This window comes from Nonomuraea sp. NPDC047529 (genome assembly GCF_040642995.1).
Classification (GTDB): Bacteria; Actinomycetota; Actinomycetes; order Streptosporangiales; family Streptosporangiaceae; genus Nonomuraea.
The window spans coordinates 18,828-40,884 of sequence record NZ_JBEYTJ010000004.1; the positions used below are offsets into that span (position 1 = coordinate 18,828).

The following is a 22,057-nucleotide window of genomic DNA, read 5'->3' on the forward strand; positions in this document are numbered from 1 at the left end:
GAGCCCGCTGGCACCCCCCCGGTCGGGCCCGCCCGGCCCCCGCCCCCCCGCCGGGCTACCGCCGCCGGGCCCGGCTGGGGGGGGGCGCGCGACGGTGGGCTCCCGGCGACCGCGTCGCCGTCCTTCCTGGAACGCAGGTACACCGGCGGCCCGGCGGTGGGCGCCTTCGCGGAAGGCGAGCTGGTGGCCTGCGGGGCGGTGCGGCCGGTGGGCGAGACGACGGCGGCGACCGGCCTGGTCGACCCCGGCCACCGCGGCCGCGGGCTCGGGTCCGGCCTGCTCGACCGGCTGGCCGTGAAGCCGGGGGCCGGGCGGCTGGAGACCGAGTCGCTGACCCCGCAGGCGCACGCGCTGTTCCTGGCGCGCGGGTTCCGTCAGGCGTTCGCCGAGGACGTCTTCCGGCGCGACCTGACCGTGCCGTTGCCGTCCGTGCCGATGCCGCCAGAGGTGGCGGTCGAGGAGTGGTCCCCGGACAGCGAAGGGGCCTTCTACCAGGCGTACGCGGCGTCCTTCGCGGATCGTCCCGGCTTTCCCGGGTGGTCGCGGGAGCAGTGGGTCGACTGGCTGGTGGACGACGGGTTCCTGCCGGGGTGCTCGCTGGTGGCGCGCGAGGCGGGCGTCGCCGTCGGCTTCGTGACGTGCGCGGACGAGTTCCTGGTCCAGGTGGGCGCCGTGCCCGGGTGGCGGCGGCGCGGGCTGGCGCGGGCGCTGGCCGTCGCGGCGCTCGGCCGTATGCGTGACGGCGGGGCGGTCCAGGTCTTCCTGGACGTCAACGTCAACAACCCGGCCTCTGCCGCCCTCTTCCAAGGTCTCGGGTTCGAGAAGATCGCTCGCCGCGCCCGCTACGAGTAGGCCCATCTCAGCCGGGCGTGGCGGTCGTGAGGCTCCGATGCGGGCCTTAACCGGACGTTAGGGTTCTCGCAGTTCGTCGCTATCGCGCCGGCGGCCACTGTGGGAGGCGTCAGGACGACGACCACGCAACGGAGGGTTTTCCGCATGCGCAAGCCTATGATCATCGCTGGACTGGCCACGGCCACCGTGCTCGCCGCGGGCGCCGGCACGGCCTTCGCCACCGCCTCCACCCCCACATCCGGCCCCACATCCGGCCCCACATCCGGCCCCACGTCCGCCGCCACGTCGGCCCCCGCCCCGGCGGTCCCCCAGGAGCAGGCCGAGAAGACGGCGCTGGAGAAGGTGCCGGGCGGCAAGGTCACCTCGGCCGAGCTGGAGAACGAGGACGAGGGCCAGGTCTGGGAGATCGACATCGACGCCGCCGACGGCATCGAGCACGAGATCACCGTGGACGCTACCAAGGGCACCGTCCTCGCCGAGGAAACGGACGACGACGCCGACGACCACGCCGATGACCGCACGGACGCCCAGCAGGGCGACCAGAAGAACGCCCAGACCGCCGACAGCGACGACGACGCCGAGGACGACCAGGCGGACGACCAGGCGGGCGACCAGAACGACGACCACGGCGGCGACAAGGCCGGCGCCAAGAGCGACGACCAGGGCAGCGACCAGGGCAGCGACCAGGGCGACGACGACTGAGGGACACCCGCCTGGCGGTAGCCCCCCGCCCAGGGGGCCGTCAGGGGGCGCGCGAGTCTGGAGGCGGCATCGACACCGGTGCCGCCTCCAGGCGCGTCGGGGGCCGGTCAGACGGTGGCGCTGACGCCGATGTCGTGAAAGCGGCCCAGGAGGCCCGCACCAGCGAGCGCGGCGGCCATCACACCGGCGAACACGGGCTCTCCGGGGGCGACGGGCTGGGCTGGGCACGGTCTCGGGCGACGGCCCGGGGGCGGGGCGGGGGTCAGGTGCGAGGGGCGTACATGATGACGAGGACGCCGACCAGGCAGATCAGGGCGCCGATGACGTCCCAGCGGTCGGGGCGGAAGCCGTCGGCGACCATGCCCCACACCAGGGACCCGGCGACGAAGACGCCGCCGTACGCGGCCAGGATGCGGCCGAAGTTGGCGTCCGGCTGGAGGGTGGCGACGAAGCCGTAGAGGCCGAGGGCGACGACGCCGCCGCCGATCCACAGCAGGCCGCGTTGCTCGCGCACACCCTGCCAGATCAGCCACGCGCCGCCGATCTCGGCGAGCGCGGCCAAGGCGAACAGCAGCAGTGAGCGGATCATCGTCATGACGGTCAGTACATCGTATCCGCGAGGGCGGCGGAGGGGAGGGGGCAGTCGGGGCAGGTGCAGCCGGTCAGGCTGTCGCAGCCGGCGGCGACCACCTGGGTCAGCGACTCCCGGACGGTGGTCAGGTCCGCGATCTTCGCGTCGATCTCGTCGATCTTGGCCTGGGCGTGGGCGCGCAGGTCGGGCGTGGGGTGGCGGCGGCCGGTGTCGATCAGGGCGGCGACCTCGTCCAGGGTGAAGCCGAGCCGCTGGGCGGCCTTGATCACGGTGAGCAGGGCGACGGTCCCGGGCGGGTACGCGCGGTGCCCGCCCGGGCTGCGCCGCGGCTCGGCGAGCAGGCCGCGGCGCTCGTAGTACCGCAGGGTCTGGATGTTGACCCCGGCCTGCTCGGCGACCTGCCCGCTGCGCAGGTACGGCTCCTCCGGCTCGGGGCTCACGCGTGCCGCCCGGCGGCTCTGGGCTGGAGAGCGTCCAGGACGTCGGTGTGCCGCGTGCATGTGGACGGCGTCCGGTCCTGGGAACCCTGGTGAAGGGGGAGGCCTGTGGTCATGTCATGACGGTAACCCTGTACCTGGGTACCGGATTCAAGGGGCGGCGGGAACTTGTAGGGTGGTAGGGGATAGGGCCGGACAAATGGGAGGCAAGAGTGCGTGAGTTCCGCTCCTGCCTTCACCTCGCCCGCGAGTGGCACGCCCGCCCACTGCGTCCGCTGGAGTTCCGTCCGGTCGGCACGAACGGCTATGTCAGCACGTGGGGCGTGATCCCGGGCATCCGCCCGCCGCAGGCCCACTGAGAGCCCTCCGCCAGGCGGCGGCCCGCACAGCCGGAGACCGCTGAAAGCCGCGCACCACGCAAAGGCCTGCGCGGCGCCCTGCAAGCCCTCCATCAAGCGAAACGCCGCACAGCGGCCGGAAGTGCTGCGCCGTGCGGAGGCTTCGCCGTGCGGCTGAAGGTCTCGTGAAGGTTCCGCATGGCTGGGGGCGGTGTAGTCGTTGGCCCGAATTGTTCTTATTGTTCTGGAGTTCTTCCTTCATGTCGCGGATCATCACCGCTCTCCGCTCCGACGCGGTCGGCGGCGTGCTGCTCATCGTCGCCGCCCTGGCCGCGCTGGCCTGGGCCAACTCGCCTCTCGCCGACTCCTACGAGGCCCTGCGCACGTGGTCGTTCGGCCCGTCCGGGCTGGACCTGCGACTGAGCGCGCAGGCGTGGGCCGCCGACGGGCTGCTGGCGGTGTTCTTCTTCATCGTCGGCAACGAGCTCAAGCAGGAGCTCGTGCACGGCGAGCTGCGCGACCCGCGCCGCGCCGCGCTGCCCGTCGTGGCCGCGCTCGGCGGTGTGGTGATCCCCGCGCTGTTGTTCCTGGCGGTGAACGTCGCCGCGCCGGGAGAGGCGGTCAACGGCTGGGGCGTGCCGATGGCCACCGACATCGCCTTCGCGCTCGCCGTCCTGGCCGTCGTGGGCCGCGGCCTGCCCACGCCGCTGCGGACGTTCCTGCTGACGCTGGCGACCGTGGACGACGTGTGCGCGGTCGTCGTCATCGCCGTCGGCTACACCTCGGGCCTCAATCTCGCCGCCCTGGCCGGGGCCGCCGCCGGGCTGTGCGTGTGGGCGTACCTGCAGCACGGGCGGGGCCGCGCGGTCACCGCCGTGCGCCGCGCGCTGCCCGCGTGGCTGCTGTACGGGCCGCTCGCCGTGCTGATCTGGGCGCTGACGCACGCCTGCGGGGTGCACGCGACCATCGCCGGCGTGGCGATGGGCCTGCTGATGCGCACCCGGCCGCGCGCCGGCGAGCAGGAGCCGCCCTCCCAGCGCGCCGAGCACGCGCTGCGGCCGTTCTGCGCGGGGGTGGTGCTGCCGGTGTTCGCGCTGCTGTCGGCCGGGATCTCCCTGTCGGGGGCGGACGGGTTCTGGGCGGGGACCGTGACCTGGGGCGTGCTGGCCGGGCTGGTGGCGGGGAAGCCGCTGGGCATCGTCGGCGCGGCGTGGCTCACCGCGCGCCTCACCAGCGCCCACCTCAACCCGCGGCTGAGCTGGAGCGACATCGCCGGTGTGGGCGTCCTGGGCGGGATCGGGTTCACCGTCTCGCTGCTGATCGCCGAGCTCTCCTACACCGGCCCGGCGCACCTGACCCAGGCCAAGGGCGCGATCCTGCTGGCCTCGGCGGCGGCGTCCGTGCTGGCCGCCCTGATCCTCGGCGCCCGCGGCCGCCGACGTCGGGCGGTCGCGGGCGGGCTGACCGGACAGGCCGGAGGCGCGTTGACCGGATAGGCCGGAGGCGGGCTGACCCGGGCAGGACGGAACGGGTTAACCGGACAGCGCGGCGGTGAGGCGGGCCACCAGGGTCGCGACCGCCGCGCGCAGTTCGGGGCCGCCCTCGACGCGGAAGGCGAACGGCACGGCCGGCAACCACTCCTGGGCGTACATGGCCGGGTTGCCCGTGCTCCCGACCAGCACGCAGCCCTCCCCGTACGGTTCGAGCCGCCCCATGGGCGGGCGGACCCAGGGCGCGACCTCGGCCAGGGGCGCGTCGAAGACCACGCGGGTGGAGTACGCCCATCCGGTGCCCAGGTTCTCCTCCAGCGCCGCCACCGGGTCGAGGCCGTCGGGCGGCCGGAAGCCGAGGGTGCCCTGACGTACGGTTCGGACGCGGTCCACCCGGTAGGTGCGGATCGCGCCGGCGCGGTGGGAATGGCACAGCAGGTACCAGCGCCCGTACCGGACGACGACCGCCCAGGGATCGACCTCGGCCTCCCACTCCTTGCCCGACCCGCTGCGATAGGTGATGCGCACCCGCCGCCGGGCCGCGGACGCGGCGACGAGCGCGCTGGTCACGGCGACGCCGGGACGGGCCGCGTACCGGTCGGGGGCGGCGGAGGCGTGCTCGCGCAGCGCGGCGGCCTGCCGTCCGACGCCTTCCGGCAGGGCCCGGATGACCTTGGACAGGGCGGCGCCCACCAGGTCGTCGGCGTCGTCGGCGCCGGCGGCGGCCGGCTGGCCGTCGAGCACCGCCATGACCAGGCCGAGCGCCTCGGGCTCGGTGAAGGCGACCGGCGGCAGTCTGGTGCCGCGCCCGAGCCGGTAGCCGCCGTAGGGGCCTCTGGCCGACTCGACGGGGATGCCCGCCTCCCGCAGGATCCCGACGTACCGGCGGGCGGCGCGTTCGGTCACGCCCAGGGACGCGGCCAGCTCGCCGGCCGTCACGCCCGGACGCCGCTGAAGGACCTCCAGGGCGCGCAGGGCCCGCGCGGTGGGGCTGAGTTCGGCCGGCATCCGAGCAGACTAGAACGGTCAGGGCGAGATCCGGAAGTAGAACGTCCGGAACACCCCCTAACGTGGGCCGCCATGACCGACTTCCAGGAAGACGTGCACGTCGAAGGCGTGCACCTGCGGAAGGCCACGTTCGCGCGGATGGGCCTCCATGACGCCCGCGTACGCGCGGCCGACCTGTCCGGCCTGCGGCTGAGCGGCGTCGAGCTCGTCGACGTGGAGATCAGCGGCGAGCTGCGGAACGTCGTGGTGAACGGCGTGGACATCGTCCCCCTCGTCGAGGCCGAGCTGAATCGCCGCATGCCCGAGCGCGCCCAGATGCGCCCCGAGGACCCCGAGGGGTTCGCCGAGGCGTGGGCGATCCTGCGACGGCTGTGGGCGGGCACCCTCGCCCGCGCCGCGACGTTCCCGGAGGCGCGGCTGCACCGGAGCGTCGACGGCGAATGGTCCTTCATCCAGACGCTGCGGCACCTCAACTTCGCCTCGGCCGCCTGGGTCGGCCGGATGATCGTGGGCGACGTCTCGCCGTGGCACCCGCTCGACCTGCCCTGGGACGAGGCGCCCGGCTGGGACGGCGTCCCGTGGGACCGCGAGGCGCAGCCCTCGCTGGAGGAGGTGCTGGCGGTCCGCCGCGCCCGTCAGGCGATGGTCGGCCGGGTCGTCGCCTCGCTCACGGCCGAGCGGCTCGCCGCGGACGTCACCCGCGACGAGCCCGGCTGGCCGCGGCTGACCGGCTTCCCCCTCAAGGAATGCCTGCACATCGTCCTGCACGAGGAATGGGAACACCGGCTCTACGCGGAACGCGACCTGAACGCACTACAGAAAGAGGACTGACATGGACATCCTGCTCATCGGCGGCCTGTGGCTCGACGCCTCCGCCTGGGACGAGGTGGCGTCCGCGATCGAGGCGCTCGGCCACCGTCCCGTGCCGGTCGCGCTCCCCGGCCAGGGGGACGGAACCACCTCGGCCACGCTCGCCGACCAGGTGGCCGCGGTGCTCGCCGCCGTGGACGCGGCGCACGGCAGGCCCCTGGTGGCCGGTCATTCCGCGGCCTGCACCCTGGCCTGGCTGGCCGCCGACGCGCGGCCGGACAAGGTGGGCAAGGTCGCCTTCATCGGTGGTTTCCCCGCCGCCGACGGCGCCGCCTACGCCGACTTCTTCGAGATCGCGGACGGCGTCATGCCGTTCCCCGGGTGGGAGCCGTTCGAGGGGCCGGACGCGGCCGACCTCGACGAGGAGGCTCGGCGGAGCTTCGCCGCCGCCGCGCTCCCCGTCCCGGAGGGGGTGGCCAAGGGCGTGGTGCGGCTGACGGACGAGCGGCGGTTCGAGGTGCCGGCCGTTGTCGTGTGCCCGGAGTTCACCCCCGCCCAGGCGCGGGAGTGGATCGACGGGGGCGACGTCCCCGAGCTGGCCCGGGTCAAGCACCTCGACCTCGTCGACCTCGACTCGGGGCACTGGCCCATGATCACCGAGCCGGCCGCCCTGGCCCGGCTCCTGACCGAGGCGGCCGGCTGAACTCTCGCCGAGGGTCAGTGGCGTGAGGTGAGGATCTGGGAGAGGACCTCGTGCACGTGGGTGTTGGGGTGCTTGCCGGTGAACTGCTCGGCCAGCGGGCCCACGGCGGTCACGGGGACGTCGGCGCCGGTGTGGCCGCCGGTGGTCCAGTCCATGACGAACTGCAGCTTGCTGCCCTTGACGGGGAACGGGCCGTCCTCGGTCGAGGGGGCGGTGCCGCTCTCGTCGCCGGCGGAGGTGTCCTCGACGGTCAGGCCGCCGCACTCGTGGTCGCCGGTGACGACCAGCAGCGTGTCGGGGTTGGCGTCCACGTAGGCGCGGGCGACCTTGACGGCGTTCTCCAGCGACTCCAGCGCCTGAAGGGTGCGCGGGGCGTTGTTCTCGTGCGCGAACTCGTCGATGCCCTCCTCCTCGACCAGCAGGAAGAAGCCCTTCTTGTTGGTGGAGAGGGTGTCGAGCGCCTTCTTGGTCATGGTGGCCAGGTCGACGGCGGGGGAGTAGACGTCGCCCTCGCCCTCGGCGCGCTGCTGGAACATCTCCTCGTTGCTGAACAGGCCGAGCAGCTTGCCGTGACGGGCGGAGTCGAGCTGCTGGGCGTTGGAGACGTACTGGTAGCCGTCGGCTTTCGCCTGGTCGACGAGGTTGCCCTTGGTGCCCTTGCTGGCCTCGGTCGGGTCCTCGGCGGGCTTGTCGGGCCAGGCGCCGGGGGTGCCGGCGGGCAGCCACCAGTCCTCGCCGCCGCCCAGGATGACGTCCGGCTTGCTCACGGCCAGGTACTGGCGGGCGATCTCGTCCTGGGCCGAGCGGTTGGCGGTCTGGGCGAAGAACGCGGCGGGGCTGGCGTCGGTGACCTGGGCGGTGGTGACCAGCCCGGTGGACTTGCCGGCCTGCTTGGCCTGCTGCCCGAGGGTGGGCAGCGGCTTGCCGTCCACGTCGACGCTGATGGCGCCGTTGTAGGTCTTGACGCCGGTGGCCCAGGCGGTGGCGGCCGCGGCGGAGTCGGTGATGGCCGTCTTGGGGTCGTGCGGGCTGGTGGTGAGCTGGCCGGAGACCGGGAGCTGGTCCATGGTGAGCTGGCCGTCGAGGCCGGCCAGGTAGAGGCGGGCGGCCTCGCGGTGGGCGGCCGCCATCCCGTCGCCGTTGATGAAGATCACGCTACGGGCGCGGCCCTTGCCGCTGCTGGACGCGTCGGCGGACAGGACCGGGCTGACGGCGACGACCGCGAGAGCGGCGGCGAGCGCGGTGGTTGCCGAGGCGGTCAGGCGCCGCTTGGACGAGGAATGCATGACGCCCCCATATGGAACGAATCGGGCAGAGAAGTACTTTGCGGGACACGATCCTGTACTTCTCGCCGGACATCTTTCCGTCCAAGTGATGTCCATACGGTGAACATGTCCGAGCCGTACGGGACGGCCGGCCGGCTTGGCGACACGGTAACCGTTCATGTCCGAGGGCTTGACCTCGGGATGACGCGTCCGGACGCGACCAGTTCATAGCCTGGTGCAATGGCAAGGCTGACATGGACGGCCAAGTCGGTCCTGGTCACCGTGCTCGTGCTGGTCGCCGGGGCCGCCGCCGCGGCCGGGGCCGTGTTCCTGAGCATGAGCAGCGAGGACGGTTCCGCCCCCGAGCCGGTCGTCGCGTGGCTGCGCGGCTCGGGCTCGACCGCGCAGAAGGGCGCCATGGACGCCTGGATCGGCGAGTTCCACCGCATCCACCCCGAACTGCGCGTCACCTACGAGCCCAACGGCTCCGACCGCGGCATCGAGGACTTCATCGCGGGACGCAGCGCGTTCGCCGGCTCGGACGTGCCGATGACCCCGGAGGAGCAGGCGCACGCCGACCGGCACTGCGGCGGCCCGGCCGAGCACCTGCCGATGGTCGTCTCCCCGGTCGCGGTGGCCTACAACGTGGCCACCGTGCCCGCCCTGCGCCTGTCGCCCGCGACCCTGACCGGCATCTTCACCGGGCGCATCACCAAGTGGAACGCCCGCGAGATCGCCGCCGACAACCCCGGCGAGGGCCTGCCGGGCACCCGCATCCACGTCTTCCACCGCTCCGGCCAGTCCGGCACCACGCAGAACCTCACCGAGTTCCTGCGGGCGACCGGCGGCTGGCCGCACCAGCCGTCCAGGACGTGGACCGGCGCCGGCCAGGGCGTGACCAGCTCCAGCGGGATGACGCAGGTCCTCCAGCACACCGGGGACTCGATCGGGTACGTCGAGTACGGCTTCGCCAGCAGCGCCCTGCTGAACACCGCGGACGTGCGCAACGCCGCCGGCCAGTTCGTCACCCTGTCGCCCGAGAGCGCCAGCAAGGCCCTTCAGGGCGCCACGGTCGCGAACCTCCCGAACGGGCTGGTGCTGTCCTTCGACCACCGGCGGGCGGTCCCCGGCGCCTACCCGATCGTCCAGGTCACGTACGAGATCATCTGCGCGGGCCGGGCGGACCCGCTGGTGCGCACCTTCCTCGACTACACCGCCGGCGACGCCGGCCAGTCCTACCTGGCCCTGTACGGCTACGCCCCCCTGCCGCACGACCTGCTCGCCCAGGTGCGCGGACGCCTGGGGGCCACGAGCTGAACGGGCCGCCGCCTCGGGGCGAATTCCAGGAGTGGCGGGCGCCGGCACGATTAGCCCGCCCGCGTCCGGTGAAGAGAGGATGCCATGAACGCGAACATCCGGTCGCGGGCCGCATGACCGGTCCGGACGACGAGCATCCCACGGTCCTCGCCCCCCTGGCGGCCGCGGAGCACAGCGAACTGCTCGACACCACCCCCGGGTTGTGGGTGGACGACAGCGACGACGACGATCCGGTGCTGGTGCGCGCCGACGGCCGTCCGGTCGACACCTGGCGGCAGCACTATCCCTACGACGAGCGCCTGTCCCGGGAGACGTACGAGCGGGACAAGCGGCTGCTGCAGATCGAGCTGCTCAAGCTCCAGTACTGGATCAAGGGCACCGGCCGCCGGCTGGTGGTGCTGTTCGAGGGGCGTGACGCGGCCGGCAAGGGCGGCACGATCAAACGTTTCATGGAGCACCTCAACCCGCGCGGGGCCACGGTGGTCGCGCTGGAGAAGCCGAGCGAGCGCGAGCGCGGCCAGTGGTACTTCCAGCGGTACATCGCCCACCTGCCGGCCAACGGGGAGATCGTGCTGTTCGACCGCTCCTGGTACAACCGGGCGGGGGTCGAGCGGGTCATGGGCTTCTGCGACGTGCACGAGTACCTGGAGTTCATGGAACAGGTGCCCCGGCTGGAGAACCTGCTGGTGGACTCGGGGCTGCACCTGGTCAAGCTCTGGTTCTCGGTCTCGCGGGCCGAGCAGCGCACCCGGTTCATCATCCGCCAGGTGGACCCCGTACGGCAGTGGAAGTTGTCGCCGATGGACCTGGCCTCCCTCCGCAAATGGGACGAGTACACCCAGGCCAAGGAGGACATGTTCCTGCACACCGACACCGAGTCGGCGCCCTGGACGGTCATCAAGAGCAACGACAAGAAACGCGCCCGGCTGGAGGCCATGCGCCACGTGCTCAGTCTCTTCGACTACGACGAGAAGGACGCCGAGGTCGTCGGCGTGCCCGACCCGCGCATCGTGATCTCGGCGGGGGACATCTTCGACGAGGACCACGTCGCCTACCAGGGCACCGACCCGTGACCGCCGGCCGCCCGCCACGGCCGGCGGCCCGTGGTCAGGGGGCCCTCGCCGCCCCCTGACCGGTTGGGGCGCGTCGTCAGGCGGGCAGGACGTTCTGGGGGAACTCGCCCTCGTAGTTGCCCGGGTTCTCGAAGACGAACACGATGTAGGTCTCGAACCCGTCGGGGCCCTGGCCCGCGACGCGGGCCGCGCCGACCCTCCTGGTGTCCTTCCAGACGAGCTGGCTGAAGTGGCCGGTCCTGGCCGGGTCGCCGGGCGGGTTGGCCCAGTTGTAGTCCGCGATCTCGTCGTACCAGGCGGTCACGGCGTCGGCGGCGGTCTTCGGCGTGGTGCCGGAGGTCATGCCCCAGAAGATGTTCTCGCCCGTGGTGTCGCGCAGGCCGTCGTGGCCGGCCGACAGCTTCGCGTACTCGGAGCGGGAGGACGCGCGCTCCTTGGCGTACGCGACGAGCTTGGCGTCCATCTCCATGGGGGGCGCGTGGTGCTTGGCGCGGTAGGCGTTGGCCTCGTTCAGTGCCTCGGCCAGGAAGCTGTCGCTGGTCGCGTCCGGAAGGGCGGGACGGGTTCCGGCCATCTCGATCACCTCGTCGTGAACGGGAGAAGTGGGGACCACCGAAGCCTGCGCCCGCGCCGGGCGCCGGTCAACGTCCGGATGCGGCCACGGGCCCGGGGGAAGGGGCCCTCGCATTTGCCGCATGAATTCCTGCCATTGATTCGTGAATCATTTCCGGCGTGCTAGATTCGGGAGGCTTAAATGCTCGGGTAAGCATGAATTCCTGCCCATTGGAGAATGATGAAATCGCTGGTCGTCGAACGTATCGATATATTCGTCGTGGAATTGCCGTCCATCCGTTCGTTCAGCATTTCAGGAGGAAACGTCACCACCGAGGGGCGGCCCGCCGAGCGGGTTCTCGTCAAGGTGACGGCGGGCGGGGTGACCGGCTGGGGCGAGGCCACCCCGACGCCCGCGTGGACGTACGAGACCGTGGAGACGATCTCGACGACGATCGCCGGCTACCTGGCCCCCGCCCTTCTCGGCCGCCCCGCCTGGGACCTGGACGGCGCCTGCGCGGCCTACGAGAAGGTGATCAACCGCGGGCTGACGATCGGGTCGCCCATCGCCAAGTCCGCGCTCGACATCGCGCTGCACGACCTGCTCGGCCGGGCCCTCGGCGTGCCCGTCGGCGTGCTGTGGGGCCAGCGCCGTCTCGACCGGATCACGCTGGGCTGGATCGTGGCCGGTCAGACACCCGGCGAGGTGCGGCAGGCGGTCGAGGAGGGGCGGGCGGAGGGCTACCGGGCGTTCAAGGTCAAGGTCGGCCTACATGACGAGGCGACGGACCTGGCCGTCGTCGCGGCCGTCAGGGAGGCGGCCCCCGACGCGCCCCTGTGGGTCGACGCCAACCAGGGCTACACCGTGGACGGCGCGCTGCGCATGGCCCGACGGCTCGCCGACCTCGACGTGACGGCGTTCGAGCAGCCGTTGCCCGCCAACGACGTCACCGGGCTGCGCCGCCTGCGCGACCACAGCCCGCTCCCGGTCGCGCTGGACGAGAGCCTGCGCCACCCCTCCGACCTGGCCACCTTCGTCAAGCTCGACGCCGTCGACATCGCCATCGCCAAGGTGCAGCGGTCGGGCGGGCTGACGTTGTCGCGCCGGCTCTGCCAGCTCGCCGAGGACGCCGGGCTGCGCATCATGGGCTCGGGGCTGACGGACACCGACCTGGGGTTCGCCGCCTCGCTGCACCTGTTCGCGGCCTTCGGCGTGGACACCCCGGTCGACCTCAACGGCCGTCAGTTCGTGCGCTCGGCCTACGTCGGCGGCCGGACGGTGGAGGTCTCGGACGGGACGGCCCTGGTGCCCACCGGCCCCGGCCTCGGCGTCGAGGTGGACGAGGACGCCGTCCGCGCCCTGTCCACGGCCCACTGGTCCGTCTGACGCACGGAATCCGGGGCCGGGACGCGTGTCCCGGCCCCGGACGGCGTCTCAGCGCAGCCAGTCGTCCAGGTGCGCGGCGACGAACTCGTCGTCCACCAGCCACGGATAGGCCGCGCTCACCCGCGCGATCTCCGCCGCCTGCCCCGGCGACAGCCCCTCACCCGGGTCCAGGCACCAGGTCCCGGCCAGCAGGCCCTGGCGGCGCAGCACCTCGTGCACCCCGGCGATGCAGCCGTGGAACCCGCCCGCCACGTCGAACACCGCGCCGTTGGCGTCGGTGAGGTCGCCGGCGCGGGCCAGCAGGGAACGCAGGACCTCGTCGTCCCCAGCCCACGCCCGGCGGACCTCCTCGAACATGAGCACCGCCGCCCGCGTCCACACCGCCCACTGGCCGAGCAGCCCGCCGACGATCCGGCGGCCCGCGACGGGGGCGAGCAGGTCGGCCAGGACGTTGTCGTCGTTGCCGGTGTAGAGCGCGAGGTCGTCGCGGCCCGACGCCGCCACCGCCCTGACCACGTCCACCGTGCGATACCGGTCGAAGGGCGCCATCTTGATCGCCACCACCGACTCCTGCTCGCTCAGCGACCTCCAGAACGACGGGCCGAGCCGCCGCCCGCCCACCGCCTCCTGCAGGTAGAAGCCGATCACCGGCAGCACCTCGCCGACCGCCCTGGCCCGCGCCAGCAGCTCCGGCTCGCCCGCGCCGGGCACCTGGGGCGACAGCAGCACGGCGTGGTAGCCCAGCGAGGCCGCGAGCTCCGCCTCCGCCACGGCCTGGGCGGTGTCGCCGCACGCGCCCGCCACCATGACGAACGGCCGCCCCGCCTCCTTGCCCACGACCTCGGCGGCGAGCTCCAGCACCGGCCGCAGCAGCCCGGCCCGGCGGATCTCGAACTGCGTGGTGTGCACCGCCACGGCGGCGCCGCCCGCACCCGAGGCCAGGTAGTAGCGGGTGAGCGCGCGCTGGCGGCGCTCGTCCAGGGCGCGCCCGGCGGTCAGCGCCAGCGGATGGGCGGGGATGACCGTCCCCTCCCGCAGCAGGCCGATCGACATCTCAGAACCTCCCGTCGCGTACCGCGAACTTGGTCGGCTTGCCCGACAGGGGCAGCCCGCGCGACAGCCAGGCGGCCTGCCACGCGATCAGGGTGTCCAGCGGCACGTCCGGGTAGCCGAACAGGCCGTGGCAGCGCGAGGCGTCGTTGAGCAGCGCGGTGCCGCTCTCGACGCCGGTGAAGGACGCCCGCGTCCCCATCGCGGCGGCCAGCCGGGCCGCCGTGCGGCGCACCGAGGCGGTCTCCGGGCCGGTCAGGTTCAGGACGAACGCCTCCGGGGCGCGCGCGTGGCGCAACGACCGCAGCGCGACCTCGTTCGCGTACCCCTGCCACACGACGTTGACGTGCCCGGTGGTGAGGTCGACCGGCTCGTCCGCCGCCACGGTGGCCGCGAGGTCGGCCAGCACGCCGTAGCGCAGGTCCACGGCGTAGTTCAGGCGCAGGATCGCGACCCTGGCGCCGTACGCGGCGGCGGCGTGCTCGAAGACGCGTTCCCGGCCGAGGCAGCTCATCGCGTACTCGCCCACCGGGTCCGGCCGGTCCTCCTCCGCGCTGCCGCCGCCGGCCACGTCCACCAGCGGGTACACGTTGCCGGTGGAGAACACCGCGATCGCGGAGTCGCGGTAGCGCCGGGCCACGGCCGCCGGCAGCGCCGCGTTGACCGCCCACGCCTGGTACGGCGCCGCCGACGTGCCGAACTTGGCGCCCGCCATGAACACGACGTTGGCCGCGTCGGGCAGCCCGGCCAGGTCGCCGCCCGACATCAGGTCGTGGGCCACCACCTCGACCCCCTCGTCGGCCAGCGCGCGCGCCGCCCGGGCGTCCGACCAGCGGGACACCGCGTACACGCGGGCCGAGCCGCGGCCCGCCGCCTCCAGGGCGCGCCGGGCCAGCCGGACCAGGCTCGGCCCCATCTTGCCGCCCGCGCCGAGCACGACGAGGTCGCCGTCCAGCCCGGCGACGTCGGCGGTCAGCGCGGCCGACGGGGTGGACAGCCGGTCCTCCAGCTCCCGCTCAGAGGTGAACACGGGCGGCTCCTTCGGGTCGCCGGTAGGCCACGCCCAGCCGGTCCAGCAGAGGTAGGTGGTCGGCCAGCCGCCGGGTGAAGCCGTCCAGGTCGCGGCCCGCCGACCAGGCCGCCTCGGCCACGGCGCACAGGCGCGGGAAGGCGTTGTAGTCGAAGCGTTCCCTGGTGGGCAGGTACTCGCCCCACAGCTGGGCCTGCATGCCGAGGACGGACTCGCCGGCGTCGTAGCCGTAGACCGTCTCCAGGGGGAGCGGCCCGGCGATGCTGACCGGCTCGCCCGGGGCGTCGGACTCGGCGTAGTCGAGGTAGGTGTGCGTGTGCGGCGCGGCGACCACGTCGTGACCGGCGCGCAGGGCCGCCTCCACCCGGTCCACGCCCCGCCAGGCCATGATCACCATGTCCTCGGGCGGGTCGTGGTCGAGCATGTCGTCCCAGGCCACCGCGCGGCGGCCGAGCCCGCGCAGGTGATCGGCGAGCAGCCGGCCCCACCAGCCGAGCAGGGCCCGCGGCCCGTCGAGCCCGGCCTCGGCGACCCGCCGCGCGGCCTCGGGGTCGGCCGCCCACTCCTCGCCGCGCACCTCGTCCCCGCCGATGTGCACGTACCTGGACGGGAACACGTCGCACAGCTCGTCGAGCACGTCGCGGGCGAACCCGGCGGCCCGGTCGCCCACGTTGAGCACGTGCGAGGAGATGCCCCACTCCGTACGCACCCGGACGGGCGTCCCGGAGGAGTGGCCCAGCCACGGGAGGGCGGCGATGGCGGCCTGCGAGTGGCCGGGGAACTCGATCTCGGGGACCACGGTCACCCCGCGCGCCGCCGCGTACTCCACCAGGTCGCGCAGCTCCCGCTGGGTGTAGAAGCCGCCGTGCGGGGTGCCGTCGGACCGGCCCTCGCGGGCGTGCCCGGCGGGCGACCCGGCGCGGCGGGACCCGACCTCGGTCAGCCGCGGGTGCCCGCGCACCTCGAACCGCCAGCCCTGGTCGTCGGTCAGGTGCAGGTGCAGCACGTTGAACTTGTGCAGCGCCAGCAGGTCGACGTACGAGCGCAGGAAGGACACCGGGCGCCACCAGCGGGCCACGTCGATCATCACGCCGCGCCAGGCGTACCTGGGCACGTCGCGCACGGTCCCGCAGGGCACGCCGTCCGGGCCGTCGAGCTGGCGCAACGTCTGCACGCCCCAGCGCAGCCCGGCGACGTCCGCCGCGGAGATCACGGCCCGTTCCGGGGTGACGGCCAGGGTGTAGCCCTCCGCGCCGAGCGACGGGTCGGACACCAGGCGCAGCTCGATCCCGCCGGAGGCGTCGCCGCCCGCGGCCGGGCCGAGCAGCTCCCTGGCCAGGGCGGCGTGCGGCCCGCGTACGGGCGCGCGCACGCCCGGCTGGAACGTTCCCTCCTCCGGACGCGCCGAGGCGGCCAGGGGAATCATCGTCCCAGCACCGTTCGGAAGGCGGCCAGGGCCTCGCCGACGGGCGCCGCGTCGGGGTACCAGGCGCGTTCCCACTCCAGCGCCAGGAAGCCCGCGTACCCGATCCGGTCCAGCTCGGCCAGCACGGCAGGCACGCCCACCGCGCCCTTGCCCGGCAGCACGGGCGCGAGGTCGGCGGGCGAGGCGGCGTCCTTGATCTGCACGTGCCGCAGGTACGGCGCCAGCGCGTCCGCCGTGGCCGCGGCGCTCTCGCCCGCCCGCCACGGGTTGACCACGTCCCACAGCGCGCCGACGCGCGGCGAGCCGACCCCGGCCAGCACCCCGGCGATCGCCTCGCCCGTCAGGAACACGTCGTGCGTCTCCAGCAGCACGTCCACGCCGTTGTCGGGGAGCCGCCCGGCCACGTCCGCGAGCCTCCGAGTCGCGGTGGCGGCCGGGTCGTCCTGCCCTTCGACGCCGCCGAAGACCCGCACGTACGGCGAGCCGAGCGCCTCGGCGATCTCGACGTGGCGCAGCACCTCGGCCACCGGGTCGCCGTCCGGCCGGGCCACGCGGGTGTAGGAGCACACGGCGACGATCCCGATCCCGGCTGCGGCGAACGTCCGGGCGATCGAGCGCAGCTCGGCGTCGGGGGTGTCCGGCGCGACGATCTCACCTTCGGCGCAGCGCAGCTCGACGGCGGCGCAGCCGTACCGGGCGGCGGTGGCGACGACCTCCTCGGCCGGTGCGCCCGGCATGCCGAGCGTGCTGAACGCGAGCGGGTTCATGGCTGTCCCTTCACTGTGACGGTGGAACCCCGGCGGGCGGACTCGTAGACGGCCAGGGCGACGTCGAGGACCGACAGGGCGTACTCGGGGGTGACCTCGGGGGCGGTCCGGCCGGCGCAGGCCCGCGCGAAGTCGGCGAGCTGCGCGGCGAACGCGGTGGCCATCTCGCCGATGCCGGGCGCGGCGACCTGGGTGGCGACGCCGCCCCGGAAGGACCAGACGCCCTCGCCGCGGCTGATGCGCACCGCGCCCTCGCCGCACACGATCTCCGCCTCGTCGGTGAACGGCAGGCCGGTGCCGGTGACGGAGATCGTCGAACGGGTGCCGTCGGCGTGCCGGGCCAGGGCGACCGCCTCGGTCTCCACCGACCCGCCGGCGGGCCCGGCGACGTGCGCGGTCACCTCGACGATCGGCGAGCCGACGAGCATCTGGAGCTTGTCGATGCTGTGCGTGCCGACGTTGAGCACGATGCCGCCGCCGGCCATGTCGGCGTCGAGGAACCAGCGGGGGCGCGAGGGGTCGGCGTAGTCGGCGGTGCGCCGTTCGGCGGCCACCACGACCTGGCCGAGCTCGCCGGAGGAGAGGAAGCCGGCCGCCGCGCGCAGCATCGGCACGAAGCGCAGGACGTGCCCGACCGCGAACACGACGCCGGCCGCCCGGCACGCCTCGATCATGCGGACGGCGTCCTCGCGCGTGGTGGCGATCGGCTTCTCCACGAGCACGTGCAGCCCGGCCGCGGCGGCGTCGAGGGTGATCGGGGCGTGCAGGGCGTGCGGTACGGTGATCACGACCGCGTCGAGGCCGCCCGCGTCGAGCATCGCCCGGTGGTCGGTGAAGACGCGGGCGCCGGCTTCGGCGGCCAGCTTCTCGGCCGCCTCGGCCCGCACGTCGCACACCGCGGCGACCTTCACCTGCCCGGCGCTCTGGCGGGCGGCGGCCACGTGGAACTCCGCGATGGTGCCCGCGCCGATGACGCCCAGGCGCAGCCCGGATGTTGTGGTCACGATTTCCTTTCCGGATCGGACGAAGGGCCTGATCTCAGCCCTTGAGACCCGCGGACATGGTTCCGCGGACGAAGTAACGCTGGGCCAGCACGAACACGATCAGCATCGGCAGCAGGCTCATCATCGCCGCGGCCGTCACGAGCTGGTCGTTGCCGACGAACTGCCCTTTCAGGCTCAGCACGCCGACCGGCAGCGTGTAGTTCTCCGGCGACGTGAGGTAGATCGTGGGCTCCAGCACGGCCTTCCACGACGTGGTGAAGGTGAAGACCGCGAGCGTGGCCAGGGCGGGCTTGGCCAGCGGCAGGTGGATGCGCCAGAACACCTGCCAGGGGTTGGCCCCGTCGAGGCCGGCCGCCTCCTCGAAGTCCTTGGGGATGCCGAGGAACGTCTGCCGCATCAGGAAGATCCCGATCGGCGTGGCCAGCCAGTACGGCACGATGAGCGGCAACATCGAGTCCAGCCAGCCCAGCGAGCGGAACAGCAGGAAGTTCGGGACGATCGTGATGACCGTCGGCAACATCATCGTGCCCAGGGCCATCGTCAGCAGCGCCTGCTTGCCCGGCAGCCGCATCCTGGCCAGCGAGTGCCCGACCATGGCGCTGGTCAGCACGTTCCCGGCGACCGCGAGCACCGCGATCACCAGGCTGTTGACCAGGTAGAGCCCGAACGGCGTGCGCCGCCACACCTCGGCGTAGTTGTCCCACTGGACCGGGTCGGGGAGCCACGCGGGCGGCACCTGGATGTACTGGGCGAAGCTCTTGAGCGAGTTGCCGAGCGCCGCGACGAACGGCAGCAACATGACCGCCGCCCCCGCCAGCACCAGCACGTACGAGACGGTCTTACGCATAGTGCACCCACCTGCGCTGGAGCCGGAACTGCACCAGGGTCAGCGCGAGCACCAGCACGAACAGCACCCACGCCACGGCCGAGGCGTAGCCCATCTGGAAGAACTGGAAACCCTGCCGGTAGAGGTAGAGCACGGTCAGCTCGCTCGCGCCGTGCGGCCCGCCGTCCGTCATCACGAAGACCTGCTCGAACGACTGCAGCGTCTCGATGGAGGTGAGCACCAGCACCAGGAACGTGGTGCCGGAGATGCCCGGCAGGGTGATGTACCGGAACCGGTTCCAGGCCGACGCGCCGTCGATCTTCGCCGCCTCGTAGCGCTCCTCGGGGATGGCCTGCAGGCCCGCCAGGAAGAGCACCGCCATGTAGCCGACGCCCTTCCAGACGGCGACCGCCGCCAGCGTGGGGATCACCAGCGCGGGGTCCTGCAACCAGTTCTCGGCCGGCAGCCCGAGGAGGCCGAGCACCTGGTTGGCGATGCCGGTCTGCGGGTTGAAGACCGCGTCGGCCACGTAGGCGACGACCACCCACGAGGAGACGACCGGGACGAAGTAGGCCGCGCGGAACAGCGCCATGCCGCGCAGCCGCTGGTTGAGCGCGACCGCCAGGGCCAGGGCCAGCGCCGTCTGCGCCGGGACGAACAGCACCGCGAAGTAGGCGGTGTTGCCCAGCGTGCGCCAGAAGACCGGGTCGCCGAACAGGCGGGTGAAGTTGCCGAACCCGACGAACCTCGGCGGGGACATCAGGTCGTACTCGGTCATGCTGAAGAACAGCGAGGCCAGCAGCGGCCAGGCGGCCAGCGCGACCAGGTGGAGCAGGTAGGGCGAGGCGAACGCGAAGGCCCAGGCCCGCTCGCCCGAGCGCCGCCGCCGGGCGGGCGGCCGCGGTCCGGCGGCCACCTGCCCGGAGCGCCTGGTGAGCACCGTCACTGCGTCTTCCCGGCGTAGAAGCGGTCGATGACCTCCTGGGCCTCCTTCTGCCCGGTCTGGAGCGCGGTGGCGACCGGCGTGGCGTTCGACAGCGCCTCGTTCATGCGCTTGGCCAGGGCCTCGGTGTACTCCGACCACACGGCGTTGGTGCCGAGGTCGGTGGCCGCGTCGAGCGACTCCAGGAAGACCGGGCCGCGGTCGGCGGGCAGGGCCGTGGAGGCGACCTTCTTGTTGATCGGGATCGCCTCGCCGAGCTCGGCCCACTTGCGCTGCGGGCCCTCGCCGGAGAAGAAGGTGATCCACTTCCACGCCGCGTCGGCCTGCGCGGGGGAGGCGGCCTTGCTGACCACCCACGAGTTGACGATCGCGACGTTGCCGCGCCCGGCAGGGCCCTTCGGCAGCGGCGCCACGCCGAAGTCGACGCCGGCGCTCACCGCGGGCAGCGTACGGGCGTAGATGCCGTACGACATGGCCACCCGGCCGGTCGCGAACAGCGTGTGCACGACGCCCTTGCCCATGGCCTCGGTGGTCACGTAGTCGGGGGCGAAGCCGTCCTTGCCCATGGCGGCCAGCATCCAGTCGAGGCCGGCCGTGGACTGCGGGCTGTCGACGACGACCTTGCGGCCCCCTTCGGTGACGACGTCCCCGCCGAACGCCTTGACGATGGGCCACCAGCTCTCGGTGAACCCCGGCGAGTACGCGCGGAAGCCGTAGGTGTCGGGCTTGCCGTCGCCGTTGGCGTCCTTGGTGAGCTTCTTGGCTGCGGCGGCCAGGTCGTCGTAGGTCCACTCGGCCGTCGGCTCGGCGACCTTGGCCTCGGCGAACATCTTCTTGTTGTAGAAGAGCACCGGGGTCTGGGCGCCCTGCGGGAAGCCGAAGACCCGGCCCTCCGCGTCGCGGTTCAGGTCGATGCCGGAGTAGTCGGCGGCGTTGACGGTCTTGACCCGGTCGCTCAGGTCGGCCAGCGCGCCGCGGGCGGCGAACTCCTGCACGAGCACGCCGTCCGAGAGCCACAGCTGGGGCGCCTGGCCGCCGGCGATCTGCGTCCTGAGCCGTTCGAAGAACTTGACGTACGGCGCGACCTCCAGCTGCACCTTGATCGACGGGTTGGCGGCCGTGAACTCCTGGACGAGCTGCCGCATGGTGGTGTCGGCCGGGTCGCCCGCGGCGGCGTAGAAGCCGAGCTTCAGGGTGACGGCGCCGGAGTCGTCGGCCGGGCCGCCGCACGACGCCGTGCCGGCCACGGTGAGGACGGCCACCGCGGCAGCGGCGAGCACGCGCACTCTCATTGGGTCCTCCAACAGGAACGAAGAGGGGGGAAGGGGGGTGAGGGGGACGCCGGCGTCACGTCGGGACGCGGACCTCGACCAGGCTGCCGGAGGCGGCTCCGCAGGAGGCGCGGACGGCCAGGCGGGGCTGCAGCACGACCCGGCAGACCGGGGCGGCGGCGCCGAGCTCGATCCGGCGCAGCAGCAGCTCGGTCGCCATGCGGCCGACCTCCGCCTTGGGCGGCGAGACCGCGGTGAGCGGCACCTCCGACAGGTCGGCGACCTCGTCGTCGTAGGCGACGACGGCGATGTCGTCGGGCACGGTCAGGCCGACCCGGCGCAGGTAGGGCAGGAGCGCGGTGGCCTCGCGGTCGCCGAGGCACACCACCGCGCGCACCTTCTCGGTGACCAGCGTGTTGGCGTAGGCCAGCATGTCGGGGCCGGTCCAGACGGGCTGCCTGGCCACGGCCTCCGGGATCTCCGGAAGCCCGAGGTCGGCGACGGCCTGGCGGTATCCCGCGAAGACCTGCTCGGAGCTGGCGGTGCCGAGCCGGCCGAGGTAGCCGATCCGGCTGCGGCCGAGCCCGCTCAGGTGCTGCACGGCGGCGTAGCCGCCGCCGTGCACGTCGGTGCAGACGTAGGAGGTCGGGTCGGCCGGGCGGGGGTCGGCCGGCCGGCGCTCCACCAGGACGTACGGCACCGGCAGCCCGCGCAGGCGGGCCAGGTGGGCGTCGGGGTCGGCGGTGAGGTGCAGGTTGGGCACCAGCAGCAGCCCGGCCACGCCGACGTCGACGAGCTGCTGGATCTGCCCGGCCTCGACGTCGGGGTCGTAGTTGGAGCAGGCCAGCACGAGCTGCACGCCGGCGGCGGTGGCCGCCCGCTCGATGCCCTGGACGACCTGCGGGAAGTAGTAGGTGTTCGACGGGACGAGCGCGCCGATGAGACGCGGCCTGGCCCCCGGGGTGACGGAGCTGGTGACGAAGGTGCCCGACCCCTGCCGGCGGCGGACGAGCCCCTCCTCGACCAGGAGGTCGACCGCGCGGCGCACGGTGTTGACCCCGACCGAGTAGGTCTGCGCCAGCTCGGACTCGGTCGGCAGCCTGCCGCCGACCGGCCAGCGGCCCTGCACGATCTCCTGCCGCAGGCGTGCCGCGAGGGTGCGGAATCGCCTTCCCCTGGGGAGGGAATTCATTCCTTCAGGTGGCTCCATAACG

At 73.2% G+C, this 22,057-nt stretch carries 23 protein-coding genes; 9 read left to right on the forward strand and 14 right to left on the reverse strand.

Going from position 1 to position 22,057, the window contains the following annotated elements; translation table 11 throughout:
• Both ABZ815_RS08600 and ABZ815_RS08605 read left to right on the forward strand, forming a co-directional pair.
• Nucleotides 1–852: GNAT family N-acetyltransferase (locus ABZ815_RS08600; RefSeq protein WP_357695466.1), on the forward strand; the 852-nt coding region annotated here is incomplete at its 5' end.
• 144 nt (nucleotides 853–996) lie between these two features.
• Nucleotides 997–1,554: a PepSY domain-containing protein gene (locus tag ABZ815_RS08605; RefSeq protein WP_357695468.1), complete on the forward strand. Its 558-nt coding sequence runs from the start codon at nucleotides 997–999 to the stop codon at nucleotides 1,552–1,554.
• A 262-nt stretch (nucleotides 1,555–1,816) separates the two neighbouring features.
• Here the strand turns inward: ABZ815_RS08605 and ABZ815_RS08610 are convergent, their stop codons facing one another.
• Both ABZ815_RS08610 and ABZ815_RS08615 read right to left on the reverse strand, forming a co-directional pair.
• The gene (locus ABZ815_RS08610; protein ID WP_357695470.1) at nucleotides 1,817–2,149 is read right to left on the reverse strand and encodes a YnfA family protein; all 333 of its coding nucleotides are present in this window, start codon (nucleotides 2,147–2,149) and stop codon (nucleotides 1,817–1,819) included.
• Between the two features lie 5 nt (nucleotides 2,150–2,154).
• Complete coding sequence (locus tag ABZ815_RS08615) at nucleotides 2,155–2,586, reverse strand: MerR family transcriptional regulator (RefSeq protein WP_357695472.1); 432 nt, start codon at nucleotides 2,584–2,586, stop codon at nucleotides 2,155–2,157.
• Between the two features lie 209 nt (nucleotides 2,587–2,795).
• Between ABZ815_RS08615 and ABZ815_RS08620 the strand changes: the two genes are divergently transcribed.
• Together ABZ815_RS08620 and nhaA are read left to right on the forward strand one after the other, a co-directional pair.
• Nucleotides 2,796–2,942 carry a hypothetical protein gene (locus tag ABZ815_RS08620; RefSeq protein WP_357695474.1) on the forward strand — a complete coding sequence of 49 codons (147 nt, stop codon included), beginning with the start codon at nucleotides 2,796–2,798 and terminating at the stop codon, nucleotides 2,940–2,942.
• A 239-nt stretch (nucleotides 2,943–3,181) separates the two neighbouring features.
• Nucleotides 3,182–4,417: a Na+/H+ antiporter NhaA gene (gene nhaA / locus ABZ815_RS08625; RefSeq protein ID WP_357695476.1), complete on the forward strand. Its 1,236-nt coding sequence runs from the start codon at nucleotides 3,182–3,184 to the stop codon at nucleotides 4,415–4,417.
• 36 nt (nucleotides 4,418–4,453) lie between these two features.
• Here the strand turns inward: nhaA and ABZ815_RS08630 are convergent, their stop codons facing one another.
• A complete protein-coding gene (locus tag ABZ815_RS08630) occupies nucleotides 4,454–5,419 on the reverse strand; it encodes a WYL domain-containing protein (protein ID WP_357695478.1) in 966 nt (321 codons plus the stop codon).
• A 72-nt stretch (nucleotides 5,420–5,491) separates the two neighbouring features.
• Between ABZ815_RS08630 and ABZ815_RS08635 the strand changes: the two genes are divergently transcribed.
• A complete protein-coding gene (locus ABZ815_RS08635; protein WP_357695480.1) occupies nucleotides 5,492–6,250 on the forward strand; it encodes a DinB family protein in 759 nt (252 codons plus the stop codon).
• 1 nt (nucleotide 6,251) lies between these two features.
• Nucleotides 6,252–6,932, forward strand: coding sequence for an alpha/beta hydrolase (locus tag ABZ815_RS08640; RefSeq protein ID WP_357695482.1), 681 nt, complete (start codon nucleotides 6,252–6,254; stop codon nucleotides 6,930–6,932).
• 14 nt (nucleotides 6,933–6,946) lie between these two features.
• Here ABZ815_RS08640 and ABZ815_RS08645 read toward each other — a convergent pair whose 3' ends face one another.
• On the reverse strand, nucleotides 6,947–8,218 hold the full coding sequence (locus ABZ815_RS08645; RefSeq protein WP_357695484.1) for an alkaline phosphatase: 1,272 nt from the start codon (nucleotides 8,216–8,218) through the stop codon (nucleotides 6,947–6,949).
• A 219-nt stretch (nucleotides 8,219–8,437) separates the two neighbouring features.
• Between ABZ815_RS08645 and pstS the strand changes: the two genes are divergently transcribed.
• Together pstS and ppk2 are read left to right on the forward strand one after the other, a co-directional pair.
• Nucleotides 8,438–9,514 carry a phosphate ABC transporter substrate-binding protein PstS gene (gene pstS / locus ABZ815_RS08650; RefSeq protein ID WP_357695486.1) on the forward strand — a complete coding sequence of 359 codons (1,077 nt, stop codon included), beginning with the start codon at nucleotides 8,438–8,440 and terminating at the stop codon, nucleotides 9,512–9,514.
• 113 nt (nucleotides 9,515–9,627) lie between these two features.
• On the forward strand, nucleotides 9,628–10,587 hold the full coding sequence (ppk2, locus tag ABZ815_RS08655; protein WP_357695488.1) for a polyphosphate kinase 2: 960 nt from the start codon (nucleotides 9,628–9,630) through the stop codon (nucleotides 10,585–10,587).
• Nucleotides 10,588–10,663: 76 nt separating this feature from the next.
• Here ppk2 and ABZ815_RS08660 read toward each other — a convergent pair whose 3' ends face one another.
• A complete protein-coding gene (locus tag ABZ815_RS08660) occupies nucleotides 10,664–11,161 on the reverse strand; it encodes a CAP family protein (protein ID WP_357695490.1) in 498 nt (165 codons plus the stop codon).
• 216 nt (nucleotides 11,162–11,377) lie between these two features.
• Between ABZ815_RS08660 and ABZ815_RS08665 the strand changes: the two genes are divergently transcribed.
• Entirely contained in the window at nucleotides 11,378–12,526 is a 1,149-nt protein-coding gene (locus tag ABZ815_RS08665) for an enolase C-terminal domain-like protein (protein WP_357695492.1), read from the forward strand.
• A 48-nt stretch (nucleotides 12,527–12,574) separates the two neighbouring features.
• Here ABZ815_RS08665 and ABZ815_RS08670 read toward each other — a convergent pair whose 3' ends face one another.
• Genes ABZ815_RS08670 through ABZ815_RS08710 form a run of 9 tightly spaced genes read right to left on the reverse strand, consistent with a single transcriptional unit; the run spans nucleotide 12,575 to nucleotide 22,035 of the window.
• Complete coding sequence (locus tag ABZ815_RS08670; RefSeq protein WP_357695494.1) at nucleotides 12,575–13,579, reverse strand: dihydrodipicolinate synthase family protein; 1,005 nt, start codon at nucleotides 13,577–13,579, stop codon at nucleotides 12,575–12,577.
• Nucleotide 13,580: 1 nt separating this feature from the next.
• Nucleotides 13,581–14,606 (reverse strand): NAD-dependent epimerase/dehydratase family protein, encoded by a 1,026-nt coding sequence (locus tag ABZ815_RS08675; RefSeq protein ID WP_357695496.1) that lies wholly within the window; start codon nucleotides 14,604–14,606, stop codon nucleotides 13,581–13,583.
• On the reverse strand, nucleotides 14,593–16,032 hold the full coding sequence (locus ABZ815_RS08680) for a beta-N-acetylhexosaminidase (RefSeq protein WP_357695498.1): 1,440 nt from the start codon (nucleotides 16,030–16,032) through the stop codon (nucleotides 14,593–14,595). The genes ABZ815_RS08675 and ABZ815_RS08680 overlap by 14 nt, the downstream gene beginning before the upstream one ends.
• Nucleotides 16,029–16,799: a sugar phosphate isomerase/epimerase family protein gene (locus tag ABZ815_RS08685; protein WP_357695500.1), complete on the reverse strand. Its 771-nt coding sequence runs from the start codon at nucleotides 16,797–16,799 to the stop codon at nucleotides 16,029–16,031. Before ABZ815_RS08685 ends, ABZ815_RS08680 begins: the two co-directional genes overlap by 4 nt.
• Nucleotides 16,796–17,803 carry a Gfo/Idh/MocA family oxidoreductase gene (locus ABZ815_RS08690; protein WP_357695502.1) on the reverse strand — a complete coding sequence of 336 codons (1,008 nt, stop codon included), beginning with the start codon at nucleotides 17,801–17,803 and terminating at the stop codon, nucleotides 16,796–16,798. Before ABZ815_RS08690 ends, ABZ815_RS08685 begins: the two co-directional genes overlap by 4 nt.
• A 34-nt stretch (nucleotides 17,804–17,837) precedes the next feature.
• On the reverse strand, nucleotides 17,838–18,650 hold the full coding sequence (locus ABZ815_RS08695) for a carbohydrate ABC transporter permease (protein ID WP_357695505.1): 813 nt from the start codon (nucleotides 18,648–18,650) through the stop codon (nucleotides 17,838–17,840).
• Nucleotides 18,643–19,575 carry a sugar ABC transporter permease gene (locus ABZ815_RS08700; RefSeq protein ID WP_357695507.1) on the reverse strand — a complete coding sequence of 311 codons (933 nt, stop codon included), beginning with the start codon at nucleotides 19,573–19,575 and terminating at the stop codon, nucleotides 18,643–18,645. The genes ABZ815_RS08695 and ABZ815_RS08700 overlap by 8 nt, the downstream gene beginning before the upstream one ends.
• A complete protein-coding gene (locus tag ABZ815_RS08705; protein ID WP_357695509.1) occupies nucleotides 19,572–20,864 on the reverse strand; it encodes a sugar ABC transporter substrate-binding protein in 1,293 nt (430 codons plus the stop codon). The genes ABZ815_RS08700 and ABZ815_RS08705 overlap by 4 nt, the downstream gene beginning before the upstream one ends.
• 55 nt (nucleotides 20,865–20,919) lie before the next feature.
• Complete coding sequence (locus ABZ815_RS08710; protein WP_357695511.1) at nucleotides 20,920–22,035, reverse strand: GntR family transcriptional regulator; 1,116 nt, start codon at nucleotides 22,033–22,035, stop codon at nucleotides 20,920–20,922.
• Nucleotides 22,036–22,057: the final 22 nt, after the last annotated feature.

Bases quoted from the DNA above. Each gene is read 5' to 3' on its own strand.
- ABZ815_RS08605 (WP_357695468.1), top strand. From the start codon at position 997: ATGCGCAAGCCTATGATCATCGCTGGACTGGCCACGGCCACCGTGCTC.
- ABZ815_RS08610 (WP_357695470.1), bottom strand. From the start codon at position 2,149: ATGACGATGATCCGCTCACTGCTGCTGTTCGCCTTGGCCGCGCTCGCC.
- nhaA (WP_357695476.1), top strand. From the start codon at position 3,182: ATGTCGCGGATCATCACCGCTCTCCGCTCCGACGCGGTCGGCGGCGTG.
- ABZ815_RS08630 (WP_357695478.1), bottom strand. From the start codon at position 5,419: ATGCCGGCCGAACTCAGCCCCACCGCGCGGGCCCTGCGCGCCCTGGAG.
- ABZ815_RS08635 (WP_357695480.1), top strand. From the start codon at position 5,492: ATGACCGACTTCCAGGAAGACGTGCACGTCGAAGGCGTGCACCTGCGG.
- ABZ815_RS08640 (WP_357695482.1), top strand. From the start codon at position 6,252: ATGGACATCCTGCTCATCGGCGGCCTGTGGCTCGACGCCTCCGCCTGG.
- ABZ815_RS08645 (WP_357695484.1), bottom strand. From the start codon at position 8,218: ATGCATTCCTCGTCCAAGCGGCGCCTGACCGCCTCGGCAACCACCGCG.
- pstS (WP_357695486.1), top strand. From the start codon at position 8,438: ATGGCAAGGCTGACATGGACGGCCAAGTCGGTCCTGGTCACCGTGCTC.
- ppk2 (WP_357695488.1), top strand. From the start codon at position 9,628: ATGACCGGTCCGGACGACGAGCATCCCACGGTCCTCGCCCCCCTGGCG.
- ABZ815_RS08660 (WP_357695490.1), bottom strand. From the start codon at position 11,161: ATGGCCGGAACCCGTCCCGCCCTTCCGGACGCGACCAGCGACAGCTTC.
- ABZ815_RS08665 (WP_357695492.1), top strand. From the start codon at position 11,378: ATGATGAAATCGCTGGTCGTCGAACGTATCGATATATTCGTCGTGGAA.
- ABZ815_RS08670 (WP_357695494.1), bottom strand. From the start codon at position 13,579: ATGTCGATCGGCCTGCTGCGGGAGGGGACGGTCATCCCCGCCCATCCG.
- ABZ815_RS08680 (WP_357695498.1), bottom strand. From the start codon at position 16,032: ATGATTCCCCTGGCCGCCTCGGCGCGTCCGGAGGAGGGAACGTTCCAG.
- ABZ815_RS08685 (WP_357695500.1), bottom strand. From the start codon at position 16,799: ATGAACCCGCTCGCGTTCAGCACGCTCGGCATGCCGGGCGCACCGGCC.
- ABZ815_RS08695 (WP_357695505.1), bottom strand. From the start codon at position 18,650: ATGCGTAAGACCGTCTCGTACGTGCTGGTGCTGGCGGGGGCGGCGGTC.
- ABZ815_RS08705 (WP_357695509.1), bottom strand. From the start codon at position 20,864: ATGAGAGTGCGCGTGCTCGCCGCTGCCGCGGTGGCCGTCCTCACCGTG.
- ABZ815_RS08710 (WP_357695511.1), bottom strand. From the start codon at position 22,035: ATGAATTCCCTCCCCAGGGGAAGGCGATTCCGCACCCTCGCGGCACGC.